We start from the raw sequence: 12895 nt of genomic DNA on the forward strand, positions 1-12895 counted from the left end.
CGCTTAGTCGCGGGAGGAGTCGTCGTCGTCCCCGCCGCCTGCGGGCTGCTTGAAAAAGCTCTCCGCGTCGGCGTAGTCGCTGTCGCTCTTCTCGTCCTCGTCATCGCTGTCTTCACCGGACAGTGTGAACGTCTCCAGCCCTTCGATCTGGCTGGGGATCTTGGGTTCGGGATCCATGCCGAGGCTTTGCTCGGTGCTGACCAGCTTGCGGCGCTCGTCGTCTGTCATCACCTCGCCTGCGGCGGCCTTCTTGGCGGCGGCCTTTTGCACGGCGGCGTCCAGTTCAGACTGTTTGCACAGGCCAAGGGCCACGGGATCGATCGGCTGGATGTTCGAGATGTTCCAATGCGTGCGCTCGCGGATCGCCTGAATCGTCGGCTTGGTCGTGCCGACCAGCTTGCTGATCTGCGCATCCGCCAGCTCGGGGTGGAATTTCACCAGCCACAGGATCGACGCGGGCCGGTCCTGACGTTTGCTCAGCGGGGTATAGCGTGGCCCGCGCCGGGTATCCTCGCCCTCGGCGGCCTTGTTCGGCTTGACCTTCAGCTTGACCATCGGATCGGCCTCTGCGGCATCGATCTGCGCCTGCTCCAGCTGGTTGTTGGCAATCGGATCAAATCCCTTCACACCCATCGCCACGTCACCGTCGGCGATGCCCTGAATTTCCAGCTCGTGCATGTCGGTGAAATCCGCGATCTGCTTGAAGCTCAGCGTGGTGTTGTCCACCAGCCAGACGGCGGTGGCCTTGGGGTGCAGCAGTTTGGCCATGTGATCTCTCCATTCTAGGCAAGGCTTCCCCGTCGCCTGAAACAGGCTGTCCCGGGGGCCGGAACCGTTTCCATTTGGGGGGAACTTGTGCAGTATATAACGAGCCGTCCGAGATAAGGAAAGACCCCTTCATGCGCCGCCTTGCCGCCCTTTTTGCCCTGATCCTCGCCACCCCCGCCGCCCACGCCGAGGGCGAGCGCGCGGGCGAATTCGACTATTTCGTCATGGCACTCAGCTGGTCGGCAAACTGGTGCGCGCTGGAAGGGGATGCGCGCAATTCCCCGCAGTGCGACGCGTCTGAGGATCACGGCTGGATCCTGCACGGGCTGTGGCCGCAGTTCCACCGCGGCTACCCGTCGTACTGCCAGACGGCCAAACGCGCGCCTTCGCGCGGGATGACCGCGCAGATGAGCGATATCATGGGAACGTCGGGGCTGGCGTGGCATCAGTGGAAGAAACACGGCACCTGCACCGATCTTGAGGCCGCCGACTACTACGCCCTGTCGCGCGCGGCCTACGCCCGCGTCACCCGCCCACCGATCTTTCGCCAGATCGACGAAACCCTGCGCCTGCCCGCCCGCGTGGTCGAGGAAGCGTTCCTCGAGGCCAATCCCGATTTCACCGCCGACAGCGTGACGATCACCTGCCGCCAGGGCTATATCCAGGAGGCCCGCATCTGCCTGTCGCTCGACCTTGAGCCCGTGCCCTGCGGCGCCGATGTGATCCGCGACTGCACGCTCGACGGGGCGCTGTTCACGCCGATGCGGTAGGGTCCAGCCCGGCGCATCGTCGCGCGCTAACCGCCGACGTTCAGCACGATCTTCCCGATGTGCCCGCTGCTTTCCATGCGGGCGTGCGCGTCCTTGGCGTCCGCCAGCGCGAATTCGCTGTCCATCACCGGCGCCACCCGTCCCGAGGCCAGCAGCGGCCAGACCGCCTCGCGCAGCTCGGTTGCAATGGCGGCTTTGGCCTGATCGGACTGCGGGCGCAGGGTCGAGCCGGTGATCGTCAGCCGCCGCGTCATCAGCGGGGCAAAGTTGATTTCGGCCTTTGGCCCGCCCAGAAACGCGATCTGCACCAGCCGCCCGTCCAGATCCAGCGCCTTGAGGTTGCGGGCAATATAGTCGCCGCCAACCATGTCGAGAATCAGATCGGCGCCGCCCGCCTCTTTCATCACCGCGACAAAATCCTCCTCGCGGTAGTTGATCGCCCGTGCCGCGCCCAGATTGGTGCAGGCCGCGCATTTCTCTGCCGATCCTGCGGTCGCGAACACCCGTGCGCCAAAGGCGTGCGCCAGCTGGATCGCCGTCGTGCCGATCCCGCTGGATCCTCCGTGCACGAGGAACCGCTCCCCAGCCTGCAATCGCCCACGCATGAACACGTTTGACCACACGGTAAAGAACGTCTCCGGCAGGCAGGCCGCCTCTTTCAAACCCATGCCCGCCGGGACGGGAAGGCAGTGGGCGGCGGGCGTGGCCACGTATTCGGCGTAGCCGCCGCCGGGCAGCAGCGCGCAGACCTCATCGCCCAGCGCCAGCCCGGCCACGCCCGCGCCAATTGCCACCACCTCGCCCGCCGCTTCCAGTCCGGGCAGATCGCTCGCACCGGGGGCGGGTTGTAGGCGCCCGCGCGCTGCAACGCGTCGGGGCGGTTGACGCCGGCATAGGCCACCTTGATCACCACCTGTCCCGGCGCGGGCTGCGGCACCGGGCGTTCGGTCACCTGCAGCACATCGGGGCCACCGGGGGCGGAAATTTCAACGGCGCGCATCGTCTGGGTCATGGGGGCGGTCCTTTGCATTCGGTTTGCGCCAGCATAGGCCAGCGGAAGGCGATGCGCGAGACCCCGGATCTGGCCCCGCTTTGCCCGACCTGTTAAAGCGGTCGCCATGCGCTTCACCCTGCATCCTCAGGCCCGCGTGCCCGGCATCACGCCCCGGCCCGGTCCACGCCACATCCCGGCGACGCCGACGCCCGCCGCCCTGGCGCAGTTGATGGGCGCGCTGGAGGCCCGCTCGCCGTTTTGCGTCGCCCCCACCGCCCCGCCGGGCCTTGAGACGCTGGCCGACGGGCAGTTCGCCACCCTCACCGGCGGTACCTCCGCCGCGCCCAAAGTCATTCTGCGCCGCGACGCCAGCTGGACCGCCAGTTTTGCCGTGCACGCCGAGATCTTTGACCTTGGCCCTGCCGATACCGTCGCCATTCTCGGCACGCTGGATCACTCGCTGGCGCTTTACGCGGCGGTCGAGGCGCTGAACCTTGGTGCTGCGCTGCTGCCGCTCAGCGGGCGCGCCCATGCGGATCTGGCGCGGGCCAGCGTGCTCTATGCCACGCCCACGCAGCTGCGCCTGCTGGGCGACGCACCGCCCTGCCCGCGCCTGCGCCTGCTGTTGTGCGGGGCGGCACGCTTGACGCCCCCACCCGCGCCGCCGCCCGCACGCTCTTTCCCAATGCCGCGATCCACGTGTTCTACGGCGCGGCAGAGACCAGCTTTATCACCCTCACCGACGCCGACACCCCCGACGGCTCCGTCGGCAAGCCCTATCCGGGGGTCAAGATTCGCCTCACCGATGGCACCATCGCCACCCGCAGCCCCTATGCCTTTAACGGCTATCTCGGCGCGGGCAGCCCGCACACCCGCCGGGACGGCGATTGGCTGACTTTGGGCGAGCGCGGCTGGCAGGACGCCGACGGCAACCTCTATCTGCAGGGCCGCGCGGGGCGGATGATTACCGTGGCCGATCGCAACATCTTCCTCGATGCGGTCACCGACACGCTCGCGCCGCTGGCCCACCCGCGCCACCTTGCCGTGATCGCCCGTCCCGATCCGCTGCGCGGCGCACGGGCCTCGGTGGTTGTCAGCGGTCCGCCCGATGCCACCCTCGGCGCCACGCTCGCGGATGCCTGCGCGCACGCGTTCGGTCTGCGCGCCGCCGTCACCTTCCACCCCGATTTCCCGCTGCGCCCCTCGGGCAAACCCGACCTCGCCGCGCTTGAGGCGCCATGACCGCGCGCCTCGCCTCCGCCCGCCGCACGGCGGTGGCCCCGCGCGGCGGTGCCTTTGCCGCGCTGTCGCTCGACCAGCTGGGCGCGCCGGTGCTGCGGGCCGCCCTCGCCGACGCGGGGCTCGCGCCGGGGGATGTGGATGAGGTGATCGTGTCCAACGCGCTCGGCGGTGGCGGCAATCCGGCGCGGCTGGTGGCCTTGGCTGCGGGCCTGCCGGAGCGTGTCGCGGGGCTCAGCATCGACAGGCAGTGCGCGGGCGGGCTGGACGCGCTCCTGCTGGCGCGGCAAATGGTGCTGGCGGGCGACGCGCGGGTGGTCGTGGCGGGCGGTGTTGAAAGCTATTCCCGCCGTCCCCAGCGGTTGCGCACTTTTGCCGACGACAGCCCGCCCGTGCCCTACGACCAACCCCCGTTCACCCCCTGGCCCGACCGCGATCCCGACATGACCGAGGCCGCCGAGGCGCTCGCACGGCACGCAATGATCGACCGCGCCGCACAGGACGCCTGGGCCGTGCACAGCCACGCAACCGCCGCGACCCTGCCGCGCGCCGAGATCGTGCCGCTGGCCGGTCTCGACCGCGATCCCTTCACCCGCGCACTCAGCCAGCGCACCGCCGCGCGCGCCCCCGTCCTGACCGGCAGCATCACCGCCGCCAACACCGCCGTTGCCGCCGATGCCGCCGCCTTTTGCGTGGTCGTGGCCGAAGATCTGGCCCCGCAAGCGCCCCGCATCCTTGGCGGTGCGAGCAGGGGCGATACGCCGATGCTGCCCGGTCTTGCGCCCATCGCCGCCACCCGCGCGGCCCTGACCGCCTGCACCCTGCGCATCACCGACATCGACATCGCCGAGGTGATGGAGGCCTACGCCGTGCAGGCCATCGCCTGCGTGCAGGGTCTGGGCCTTGATCCCGCAGGGGTGAACCGCCACGGCGGGGCGCTCGCACGCGGGCATCCCATCGGCGCCTCGGGGGCGATCAATGCCGTGCGGCTGTTTCACGATCTGGCGCCGGGGCAGACCGGTCTTGCCACCATCGCGGCGGCGGGCGGCATCGCGACGTCGCTGATCCTACGCGCGTGACGGCACGCTCAGCGGTCGCGCGCGGTAAAGCGCGGCGGTAATCACCCCCGCCAGGACCGCCTTGATCGCGTCGCCGGGCAAAAACGCCGTGACCAGCAGCGCGGCCTCGACCCAGCTCCGCTCCAGCACGATCGACAGCCCGGTGATCCCCAGCGCATACAGCACGATGATCCCCCCACGACCGCACCGATCCCCGCGGCCCAGCCGACAGCCATGCCCGACAGCCGCTCCGTCACCCAGCCGGTGACAAACGCCGCCACCGGAAAGCCCACAAGGAACCCGACGGTCGGCGAGGTAAACAGCCCCAGCCCCCCGCGCCCGCCTGCGAGCAACGGCAGGCCCGCCGCCACGAGCCCCACGAACAACAGCGCCGCATAGCCCCCCCGCCGCGCGCCCAGAACCGTGCCGCACAGCATCACCCCAAGGCTCTGCGCCGTGATCGGCACGCCAAAGGCCAGCGTCAGCTGCGGGATTAGCCCCAACGCTGCGATCAGCGCCGCAAAAAGGGCAATCTGTGTGAGGGTCCGTTCCATGATCAGTCCTATCTTCTTCAGTCCGCGCCACCGCGCGCGCGCAGCGCCTCGGCCACATCATCGGCATCGTCCAGCGCCCGCACCATCAGCGGCACGATGATCCGCCAGCCCGGTCGGCGGCGCGACCGCGCGCGCCAGCCTTCGGCCAACGTCGCTCCGTGCTGCGCCATGACGGGGGTAAAGCGGATCACCATCACGACCGCAAGCTCTACCGCACGCGTGTTGACGCCAAGGCGCGCCAGCGGCGCCAGCCCGCGCGCCAGCAGCGCCCGCATCTCGGTCAGCGAGGTGGTCATCGTCACCAGATTGGCCAGCGCCACCGCCGCCCCCATGCGCAGCACAATCGCCAGCCCGCCGGGCAGATCGCCGGTCAGCCCGTGCCACGCCAGCACCAGCGCCACGAACGGCCACAGCGGGCGCAGCCGCGCGGCCCCGTGGCGCAGAAACACACGCCCCGGCACAGCATACAGCGCCGCCACCCCCGCCGCCGCCAGTGCCAGCACCCAAGGGTCCTTCACCGCAAACAACGCAATCGTCGCCACACACAGCGCCAACAGCTTGGCCCCCGCAGGCCAGTCGTGCGCCCGCGTTCTAACCGGAGAGGTGAGTGAGATCATCGCCCGCCCCGATCTGCGCCATCCGCTCCGCGTAGGCGCGCGCCACCTCGGCGCCGCCCTGCGCCTGTACCCGCCCCCCGTCGAGCCAGATCAGCGCCTCGTAATCAGCAACGCTCGCCGGATCATGGGTGATCTGCACCAGCGTGGCGTCGATCCCCTCCAGCACCCGGCGCAGGTGCATCGCCGTGGGGATGTCGAGCCCGGCAAAGGGTTCGTCCAGCACGATCACCCGTGGCGCCATCGCCAGCACCGCCATCAGGCACACCAACTGCTTTTGCCCCTGCGACAGGCGGTGGATCGCCGCATCGTGCCAATCGCTGCGGCCAAATTGCGCAAGGATCTCCGCCACCCGGTTCGGCACATCGCCCGCGCCCAGCTGCGTCAGGCCAAAGGCCAGCTCTTCGCCCACGGCGGGAAAAATGATCTGGCTGTCGGGGTTCTGAAACAGGATGCCAACGGCGCCCAGCGCGCCGCGCCTGTCGCGGGCCACATCGATACCGGCGATGCGCACGCGGCCGTCCTCGACCTCCTGCAGCCCGGCGATCACCCGCGCCAGCGTGGTCTTGCCTGATCCGTTACGCCCCAGCACGCCGATGCGCCGCGCGTCGCTGCGCAGGCTCACGTCGTCGAGCGTCACGCGCCCCTCGCGGGACACACGCACGGCATCAAGATCGATCAAAGGGTCTGGCACGGGGCGGCGGGCTCACGTCGTCGGGATGGGCCGCGCATACCAGCCCCCTGCCCCGGCGGCAAAGCCTAACTGGACGCAGCACCCTGCGCGGCTATTTCGAGGGCATGGTTATTGTCTCCCACGCCCTCAATGTGCTGATCCTGATCGCCGTGGTCCCCGCGCTGTGGCGCGACGCGCCCGGCACGGCAGAAGCCTTCGGCCCCGACACCCCCGCCCGGCGCATCCTGATGTGTGTCTATCTGGCAATCCTGCTGACCAGCGTTGTCGCACTCATCCTTGCCGGTATGGGGCACTACGGCATGGCGCTCACGATCGGACTCGTTCTCTTCCCGATGCAGATCCTCTACAAGACGGCGACCGCCTTTGCCGTGGGGATCGACAATCCAGTAGTGATTACGAACCTCGTCGTGGTCGTGGTGCATAGCATAACACTCGCCACGCTGGCGATGCGCGCCTAGGTCCGCCAGCTGCCCGGCATCCCGCCGCGCGTCATCTTCTGCGGTGGTTTGATCTGCTTGGCCAGCCAGTTCGGCCCCGCCATCAGCTTGCCCAGCACCGGGTTCTCGTTCACCCGCGCCTTGAGCTTTTCGATCTGCATCACCCCGTCGATGCGCCGATCCAGAAAGGCCCAGGTCTCCGCGTGATCCTCACTTTGATCGCCCAACCAATACAGCACGGTCGCCGAATACACCCCGCTCAGCGTCGCGCGCTTGGTGTACCAGTTCACGTCGTCCGCCGTATCGCCCAGCGCGTCCCAAATCGCGTCCGCCGTGCCCCAGATCAGCTTGGCCCCATCCGCCGCATACATCGGTAGCGCAAACAGCGTGGTGCCGCGCCGCACGGCCTCTTTGTCGTCGACCGCCTCCAGCCGGAAGCGCACGGCGGCGGCGACGCGGTCGCGAAACCGCATCTCGCTCAAATCCGCGTCGGCCAACCGGTCCAGCATCGCGGCATCGCCTTTGCGGTGGTAATGCACCGCCAGATCGACCGCCCCGCGCGGGCAGACGGCGGTGGCGACGGTCGCATCCACACCCGAATCAGCCACCGCCGCATCGAACGTCACCTGCGTCCACCCGTCAAAGGGCACATGCATCATCGCGGCCTCAAGCAGGCGGTCTTTTGGGGAACGGGGGCGTCCGTCATGCGTTTTCTCCGTGAAAGCTGCAGGATACTGGACAACATAGCATATCTTTGCTAGACGGCCACTTCCTGCAAATCCTTGCAACTCAACTTAGAAAGGTGGTGAAAACCACATGCAGGTTAGTGTTCGCGATAACAACGTCGATCAAGCGCTGCGCGCCCTGAAGAAAAAACTTCAGCGCGAGGGTGTGTTTCGTGAAATGAAGCTCAAGCAACATTTCGAGAAACCGTCCGAAAAGAAAGCACGCGAGAAAGCCGAAGCGATCCGCCGTGCCCGTAAACTGGCACGCAAGAAAGCACAGCGCGAAGGGATGATGTAAGTCACTCCCCCACACGTGTATCAGAATTTATCCCCCGCAGCGCATCCGCACTGCGGGGGATTTTTTTATGCCGGAAGGGGCGTGCCCGCGCCGAGCAGCGCATCGCGATGTTTGAAAGCGACCGGCACGGCGTGCATCGAATAGGTGATGCGCCACTCCTCTCCGATCCGGCGGGTCTGGCAGAAATTCGGATACCGCTCCCCCACCGGGTCGCGACCGCGAAAATTCTGCGCGAGGTAGACGAACTCAATCCGCGCGTCGCTGATCACATCCGTTTGGGCCAGCCGCCGGTCGCTCCACGTCAGGTTTTGCGCATCGAATGCGGAGACCAGCCCATCGAACACGGTGCGAGCCTCGGCGCGGTTGCGTACTTCCTGCCTGCCATCGACGGTTTCGACCGTCACGGGCAGATGGAAACACGCGATAAAGGCATCAAAATCCCGCGCCATCAGCGCGTCGCGGGTTCGGGTCATAAGGTTGGCAGCAATGTCGGCTGCCATTTCTTTCTTCGGCATAACAGGCTCTCAATCTTCAAGCATTACAGGGCAGGCCCAAGCAGACGGGCCGCGTATCAAAGACCTAACCACCCTGCCAAGCCACGCAAGGGCGCAGGCCGGATGGCCCCGAAATCACCCCACCCCGACCACACCGGCGCCCCGGGATTGCAGAATTTTTGCCATGGATTCACCCTAGAGGGGCAGCGCTGTCGATTCAAAGACCGTTCTGAGCGCAAAGCTTGATTGCATCTGGCCGACGCCGGGCAAGCGCGCCAGATGGCGCCGATGGATGCGCGCAAAATCTTCCGTGCCTGCGGCGACCACCTTAAGCAGATAATCCGCCTGCCCCGCCATCAGATGACACTCCAGCACATCCGGGATCCGCGCGACCGCCCGCTCAAAGGCCTCCAGCACCTCGTCCGCCTGCCCCTGCAGCGTGATCTCGACAAAGACGGTCGTCGGCTTGGCCAGTTTGCGCGGATCCAGCAGCGCGACGTATCCCCGGATATACCCTTCCTGCTCCAGCCGCTGCACCCGCCGGTGACAGGCCGAGGGCGACAGGCCCACGCTTTCTGCCAGATCCGCGTTGGACACACGACCCGTGCGTTGCAAGGCGCCCAACAGTCGTCGATCAATCGCATCAAGGGACATTTGCGCAATTTCCTTTCATGATTATGCGCCTTGATCGCAGATTCTTTCAATGGCGGCGATCTTTATCGTCACTTTCCGCCTGAAAATTCTGCGCTGGCCGGGTTAGCGTTGCGAAAACCACCCCGCTTCGGAGAATGACATGAAGATCGGTTGCCCTACAGAAATCAAACCACAGGAATTTCGGGTGGGCCTGACGCCCAACGCCGCACGCGAGGCCGTGGCCCACGGCCATACCGTTCTGATCCAGTCCGGCGCGGGCACGGGTGCCGGCTTTGACGATGCCGCCTACACGGACGCAGGCGCGCGGATCATCTCTTCGGCGGAGGAAATCTTCGCCACCGCCGACATGATCGTGAAGGTCAAGGAACCCCAACCCGGTGAGCGCAAGATGCTGCGCGAGGGCCAGCTGCTGTTCACCTATCTGCACCTCGCCCCCGATCCGGAGCAGACCCGCGATCTGCTCGACAGCGGCTGCACCGCCATCGCCTATGAAACCGTGACCGATGCAGCGGGCGGGCTGCCCCTGCTGGCGCCGATGTCAGAGGTCGCGGGCCGTCTTGCGCCGCAGGTCGGTGCATGGACCCTGCAAAAGGCCAACGGCGGGCGCGGCGTGCTCATGGGGGGCGTGCCCGGTGTCGGCCCCGCCCGCGTGGTGGTCATCGGCGGCGGCGTCGTGGGCACCCACGCCGCCCGCGTGGCGGCCGGCATGGGCGCCGATGTCACCGTGCTCGACCGGTCGCTGCCGCGCATGCGCTACCTCGACGATGCCTTCGCGGGCGTGTTCAAAACCAGCTTTGCCAGCGCCGGGAACACCGCCGAACTGGCCGCACAGGCCGACATGATCGTGGGGGCCGTGCTGATCCCCGGCGCCGCCGCGCCCAAGCTGATTTCACGCGAACAGCTCTCAACCCTGAAGCCCGGCGCAGCACTGGTAGATGTGGCCATCGATCAGGGCGGCTGTTTCGAGACATCGCGCGCCACCACCCACGAGGACCCAATCTATGACGTCGACGGCATCATGCACTACTGCGTGGCCAACATGCCGGGCGCTGTCGCGCGCACGTCGACCATCGCGCTTGGCAACGCGACCATGCCCTTTATGTTGGCGCTGGCCGACAAGGGCTGGAAACAGGCCTGCGCCGACGATCCGCACCTGCTCGCGGGGCTGAACGTGCACGCGGGCCAGCTCACCTACTACGCGGTCGGCAAGGCCTTGGGTATCGACGTCATCGCCCCCGCGCTTGCCATCAAGTAACAAAAAGGGGCGCCACATCAGGCGCCCCTCTCCACAATTCCACCCGCGGATCAGCCGTTCTGGCGCGCCAACTGGTCGCGGATCTCCAGCAGGACATCCAACTCGCTCGGGCCGGTTTCCACTTCCGGGGCCGCATCGTCGGGCTTTTCCGCTGCCGCCTTCACCCGGTTGACCATCTTCACCAACATGAACACCACAAAGGCGACGATCAGAAAATTGATCACGGCCATGATGAATTTCCCGATGGCAAACACCGCCACGCCGGCTTCCGTCGCCGCTTCCACGGACGCGAATTCACCGTCCCCCAGAACGTAGAACCACCCCGAGAAATCGATGCCACCGGTAAACAGCGCGATAATCGGATTGATCAGATCGCCCACCAGCGAGGTGACGATCGCCGTAAACGCCGCCCCGATGATAATGCCGACGGCCATGTCCATCACATTGCCCTTGGCGATGAAGTCCTTGAATTCGTTAATCATGTCTTGTCCCTTACTGTCATTTTCTACCGACAGGGATATGTCCCCACCCCGCCTGCGCACATCTGTTAACACATTCGCGCACAAATCCGACCCTGTTTTACGGGGGAAAACCGCCTATCTTTCAGCAAGCAATGCAGGAGCGCCCAATGACCGATCTATCCGCCTTCCCGATCACCAAAAAATGGCCCGCCGCCAATCCAGACGTGATCCAGCTTTATTCCTTCCCCACGCCAAACGGGGTGAAAGTCTCCATCGCACTCGAGGAAATGGGCCTGCCCTATGAGGCCCACACCGTGACCCTCTCGGATGCAGACGTCAAAAGCGCCGAATTCCTCTCGCTCAACCCCAACAACAAGATCCCCGCCATCATCGATCCCGATGGCCCCGACGGCGCGCCCATCGGCCTGTTCGAAAGCGGCGCGATCCTGATTTATCTGGCGGAAAAATCCGGCACGCTTCTGGGCAATACGGCATCCGAGCGCGCACAGACGATCCAATGGCTGATGTTCCAGATGGGCGGGCTCGGCCCGATGTTCGGCCAGATGGGGTTTTTCTACAAATTCGCCGGATCCGAATGGGAAGATAAACGCCCGCAGCAACGCTATCTCGACGAGGCCCGCCGCCTCATGGGCGTGCTCAATCTGGAACTGGCGGGCAAGGACTGGATCACCGGCGCAAACTACTCCATCGCCGATATCGCCATCGCGCCCTGGCTGCGCGCGCTCGACTTCTACGGCGCCAAAGAGGAACTGGGCTGGAGCGATCACACCAATCTGGTGGACTACCTCGCGCGTTTCATGGATCGCCCGGCAGTGCAAAAGGGCCTCGTCACCCCGCCCCGGAGCTGACCGGAGGAGGCCCCGCACGCGGCCCCTCCCTGCACCCTTTCAAAAATACCTCTGCGCGCCCCTCGCCCCGCGCACCACCAGCCAAAATAGCAGCGCCGCTGTGGGACGGTGGGCGGGGTGTCGCGGGCGTAGCCCGCGCACGTCGTCCCCGTTACCGAAACGCCCGCCCGTTCCAGCGAATGGCCCAGGGGTCACCCCCATGCGCATAGCCCGAGATCACCGGCACATTCGTCGGGCCAACGGTCACGCCGCCGCCCAGAAAATCCGCAACCGGCTGCAACAGATCGCCCCGCCGCAAAAAGATTTTCACCGTGCAGACCTGCATCCCGCAGCGCTTGCTGATGGGCTGTTCACCACGGCACCGCAGCTGGTCATGCGACAGCAGCAGATCCTTGCGCCCGTCCCCGTCCAGATCCCGCTCCACCGCGTCGGCGGCGGTAAACTTTCCTCCGCCCGCACAGCCCTGCTTGATCTCCTGCGCCATCAGGTACCGCGCCGCCTTGGAAGCGCTCTGCGCTTGCGCCGGTCCCGCCAGAATAGTGGCGGCCAAAAGCCCGGCCACCAGCGCCTTCACGGCAGCGTCCCCTCCAGCACGTAGCGCAGGATCTGCACCACCTGCTCGGGCTCGCGCGCCACGGCCAACGCCGCCGCATCCACTTCCTTGAGCGCGTGCGCGTGATCGGGTCCGTGCAGGATAATCAGCGACTTGCCCAGGGCGGCGGCATATCCCGCATCAAACGCGGCATTCCACTGCTTGTACTGATCGCCAAAGCGCACGACGACCACATCGGCCTCGGCGATGCCCTTGCGGGTCCGGATCGCGTTCATCTGCGCGCCCTTACGGTCGTGCCAGAATTTGTCGTCCTCCGCGCCCAGGATCGCCACACCGCAATCGTCGCTCGCCGCGTGGTCCGTCACCGGCGCGCTGAACGTCACGTCAAGCCCCTGTGCCCCCGCCACGATCCGCTCGCGCCAGTCCGTATGGATCTCTCCCGACAGATACACTTTCAT

At 66.5% G+C, this 12895-nt stretch carries 17 protein-coding genes and 2 pseudogenes; 8 read left to right on the forward strand and 11 right to left on the reverse strand.

Annotated elements, in window-relative coordinates; translation table 11 throughout:
• Nucleotides 1-3 precede the first annotated feature (3 nt).
• Nucleotides 4-768, reverse strand: coding sequence for a DUF1013 domain-containing protein (locus KDD17_RS12945; protein ID WP_212704039.1), 765 nt, complete (start codon nt 766-768; stop codon nt 4-6).
• A 131-nt stretch (nt 769-899) separates the two neighbouring features.
• On the opposite strand from KDD17_RS12945, the gene KDD17_RS12950 reads away from it, so the two are divergent.
• Entirely contained in the window at nt 900-1538 is a 639-nt protein-coding gene (locus KDD17_RS12950) for a ribonuclease T2 family protein (protein WP_212704040.1), read from the forward strand.
• A gap of 26 nt (nt 1539-1564) precedes the next feature.
• On the opposite strand, the pseudogene KDD17_RS12955 reads toward KDD17_RS12950, so the two are convergent.
• Nucleotides 1565-2550, reverse strand: a pseudogene (locus tag KDD17_RS12955) (NAD(P)H-quinone oxidoreductase).
• A 106-nt stretch (nt 2551-2656) separates the two neighbouring features.
• Here KDD17_RS12955 and KDD17_RS19160 point away from each other — a divergent pair.
• Genes KDD17_RS19160 through KDD17_RS12965 form a run of 3 tightly spaced genes read left to right on the forward strand, consistent with a single transcriptional unit; the run spans nt 2657 to nt 4850 of the window.
• Nucleotides 2657-3427, forward strand: a complete 771-nt coding sequence (locus KDD17_RS19160) for an acyl-CoA synthetase family protein (RefSeq protein WP_348541458.1) — start codon at nt 2657-2659, stop codon at nt 3425-3427.
• Between the two features lie 2 nt (nt 3428-3429).
• Nucleotides 3430-3774, forward strand: a complete 345-nt coding sequence (locus KDD17_RS19165; RefSeq protein ID WP_348541459.1) for a class I adenylate-forming enzyme family protein — start codon at nt 3430-3432, stop codon at nt 3772-3774.
• Nucleotides 3771-4850, forward strand: coding sequence for a thiolase family protein (locus tag KDD17_RS12965; RefSeq protein WP_212704042.1), 1080 nt, complete (start codon nt 3771-3773; stop codon nt 4848-4850). The genes KDD17_RS19165 and KDD17_RS12965 overlap by 4 nt, the downstream gene beginning before the upstream one ends.
• Here the strand turns inward: KDD17_RS12965 and KDD17_RS12970 are convergent.
• The 3 genes and pseudogenes from KDD17_RS12970 to KDD17_RS12980 form a co-directional block, all read right to left on the reverse strand.
• Nucleotides 4839-5383 (reverse strand): annotated as a pseudogene (locus tag KDD17_RS12970) (biotin transporter BioY). The gene KDD17_RS12965 and the pseudogene KDD17_RS12970 overlap by 12 nt on opposite strands.
• A 17-nt stretch (nt 5384-5400) precedes the next feature.
• Nucleotides 5401-6000: an energy-coupling factor transporter transmembrane component T family protein gene (locus KDD17_RS12975; protein ID WP_212704043.1), complete on the reverse strand. Its 600-nt coding sequence runs from the start codon at nt 5998-6000 to the stop codon at nt 5401-5403.
• Nucleotides 5975-6691: an energy-coupling factor ABC transporter ATP-binding protein gene (locus KDD17_RS12980; RefSeq protein WP_212704044.1), complete on the reverse strand. Its 717-nt coding sequence runs from the start codon at nt 6689-6691 to the stop codon at nt 5975-5977. Before KDD17_RS12980 ends, KDD17_RS12975 begins: the two co-directional genes overlap by 26 nt.
• Nucleotides 6692-6795: 104 nt before the next feature.
• On the opposite strand from KDD17_RS12980, the gene KDD17_RS12985 reads away from it, so the two are divergent.
• Nucleotides 6796-7149, forward strand: a complete 354-nt coding sequence (locus KDD17_RS12985) for a hypothetical protein (RefSeq protein ID WP_212704045.1) — start codon at nt 6796-6798, stop codon at nt 7147-7149.
• Here KDD17_RS12985 and KDD17_RS12990 read toward each other — a convergent pair.
• Nucleotides 7146-7787, reverse strand: a complete 642-nt coding sequence (locus KDD17_RS12990) for a COQ9 family protein (protein ID WP_212704046.1) — start codon at nt 7785-7787, stop codon at nt 7146-7148. The two genes, KDD17_RS12985 and KDD17_RS12990, sit on opposite strands and share 4 nt — an antisense overlap.
• Nucleotides 7788-7944: 157 nt before the next feature.
• Here KDD17_RS12990 and rpsU point away from each other — a divergent pair, with 157 nt between their 5' ends.
• The gene (gene rpsU, locus KDD17_RS12995) at nt 7945-8151 is read left to right on the forward strand and encodes a 30S ribosomal protein S21 (protein ID WP_007118112.1); all 207 of its coding nucleotides are present in this window, start codon (nt 7945-7947) and stop codon (nt 8149-8151) included.
• 65 nt (nt 8152-8216) lie between these two features.
• Here the strand turns inward: rpsU and KDD17_RS13000 are convergent, their stop codons facing one another.
• Together KDD17_RS13000 and KDD17_RS13005 are read right to left on the reverse strand one after the other, a co-directional pair.
• Entirely contained in the window at nt 8217-8666 is a 450-nt protein-coding gene (locus KDD17_RS13000) for a hypothetical protein (RefSeq protein ID WP_212704047.1), read from the reverse strand.
• Nucleotides 8667-8840: 174 nt separating this feature from the next.
• Nucleotides 8841-9299, reverse strand: a complete 459-nt coding sequence (locus tag KDD17_RS13005; RefSeq protein WP_212704048.1) for an Lrp/AsnC family transcriptional regulator — start codon at nt 9297-9299, stop codon at nt 8841-8843.
• 139 nt (nt 9300-9438) lie between these two features.
• Between KDD17_RS13005 and ald the strand changes: the two genes are divergently transcribed.
• Nucleotides 9439-10554 (forward strand): alanine dehydrogenase, encoded by a 1116-nt coding sequence (ald, locus tag KDD17_RS13010; RefSeq protein WP_212704049.1) that lies wholly within the window; start codon nt 9439-9441, stop codon nt 10552-10554.
• Nucleotides 10555-10604: 50 nt separating this feature from the next.
• On the opposite strand, the gene mscL is transcribed toward ald, so the two are convergent.
• Nucleotides 10605-11036, reverse strand: a complete 432-nt coding sequence (mscL, locus tag KDD17_RS13015) for a large conductance mechanosensitive channel protein MscL (protein ID WP_212704050.1) — start codon at nt 11034-11036, stop codon at nt 10605-10607.
• A 146-nt stretch (nt 11037-11182) separates the two neighbouring features.
• Between mscL and KDD17_RS13020 the strand changes: the two genes are divergently transcribed.
• Entirely contained in the window at nt 11183-11884 is a 702-nt protein-coding gene (locus tag KDD17_RS13020; RefSeq protein WP_212704051.1) for a glutathione S-transferase family protein, read from the forward strand.
• A gap of 151 nt (nt 11885-12035) precedes the next feature.
• On the opposite strand, the gene KDD17_RS13025 is transcribed toward KDD17_RS13020, so the two are convergent.
• Together KDD17_RS13025 and KDD17_RS13030 are read right to left on the reverse strand one after the other, a co-directional pair.
• Nucleotides 12036-12458, reverse strand: a complete 423-nt coding sequence (locus KDD17_RS13025; protein ID WP_212704052.1) for a hypothetical protein — start codon at nt 12456-12458, stop codon at nt 12036-12038.
• Nucleotides 12455-12895 (reverse strand): YtoQ family protein, encoded by a 441-nt coding sequence (locus tag KDD17_RS13030; RefSeq protein WP_212704053.1) that lies wholly within the window; start codon nt 12893-12895, stop codon nt 12455-12457. The genes KDD17_RS13025 and KDD17_RS13030 overlap by 4 nt, the downstream gene beginning before the upstream one ends.

The organism is Sulfitobacter albidus (assembly GCF_018200035.1).
Lineage (GTDB): Bacteria > Pseudomonadota > Alphaproteobacteria > Rhodobacterales > Rhodobacteraceae > Sulfitobacter > Sulfitobacter albidus.

What these genes read in the sequence shown, in the direction of transcription:
- ald (WP_212704049.1), top strand. Translation starts at nt 9,439, where the DNA reads ATGAAGATCGGTTGCCCTACAGAAATCAAACCACAGGAATTTCGGGTG.
- KDD17_RS12965 (WP_212704042.1), top strand. Translation starts at nt 3,771, where the DNA reads ATGACCGCGCGCCTCGCCTCCGCCCGCCGCACGGCGGTGGCCCCGCGC.
- KDD17_RS12945 (WP_212704039.1), bottom strand. Translation starts at nt 768, where the DNA reads ATGGCCAAACTGCTGCACCCCAAGGCCACCGCCGTCTGGCTGGTGGAC.
- KDD17_RS13020 (WP_212704051.1), top strand. Translation starts at nt 11,183, where the DNA reads ATGACCGATCTATCCGCCTTCCCGATCACCAAAAAATGGCCCGCCGCC.
- KDD17_RS19160 (WP_348541458.1), top strand. Translation starts at nt 2,657, where the DNA reads ATGCGCTTCACCCTGCATCCTCAGGCCCGCGTGCCCGGCATCACGCCC.
- rpsU (WP_007118112.1), top strand. Translation starts at nt 7,945, where the DNA reads ATGCAGGTTAGTGTTCGCGATAACAACGTCGATCAAGCGCTGCGCGCC.
- KDD17_RS13005 (WP_212704048.1), bottom strand. Translation starts at nt 9,299, where the DNA reads ATGTCCCTTGATGCGATTGATCGACGACTGTTGGGCGCCTTGCAACGC.
- KDD17_RS12950 (WP_212704040.1), top strand. Translation starts at nt 900, where the DNA reads ATGCGCCGCCTTGCCGCCCTTTTTGCCCTGATCCTCGCCACCCCCGCC.
- KDD17_RS12985 (WP_212704045.1), top strand. Translation starts at nt 6,796, where the DNA reads ATGGTTATTGTCTCCCACGCCCTCAATGTGCTGATCCTGATCGCCGTG.
- KDD17_RS12975 (WP_212704043.1), bottom strand. Translation starts at nt 6,000, where the DNA reads ATGATCTCACTCACCTCTCCGGTTAGAACGCGGGCGCACGACTGGCCT.
- KDD17_RS13030 (WP_212704053.1), bottom strand. Translation starts at nt 12,895, where the DNA reads ATGAAAGTGTATCTGTCGGGAGAGATCCATACGGACTGGCGCGAGCGG.
- KDD17_RS13000 (WP_212704047.1), bottom strand. Translation starts at nt 8,666, where the DNA reads ATGCCGAAGAAAGAAATGGCAGCCGACATTGCTGCCAACCTTATGACC.
- mscL (WP_212704050.1), bottom strand. Translation starts at nt 11,036, where the DNA reads ATGATTAACGAATTCAAGGACTTCATCGCCAAGGGCAATGTGATGGAC.
- KDD17_RS12990 (WP_212704046.1), bottom strand. Translation starts at nt 7,787, where the DNA reads ATGATGCATGTGCCCTTTGACGGGTGGACGCAGGTGACGTTCGATGCG.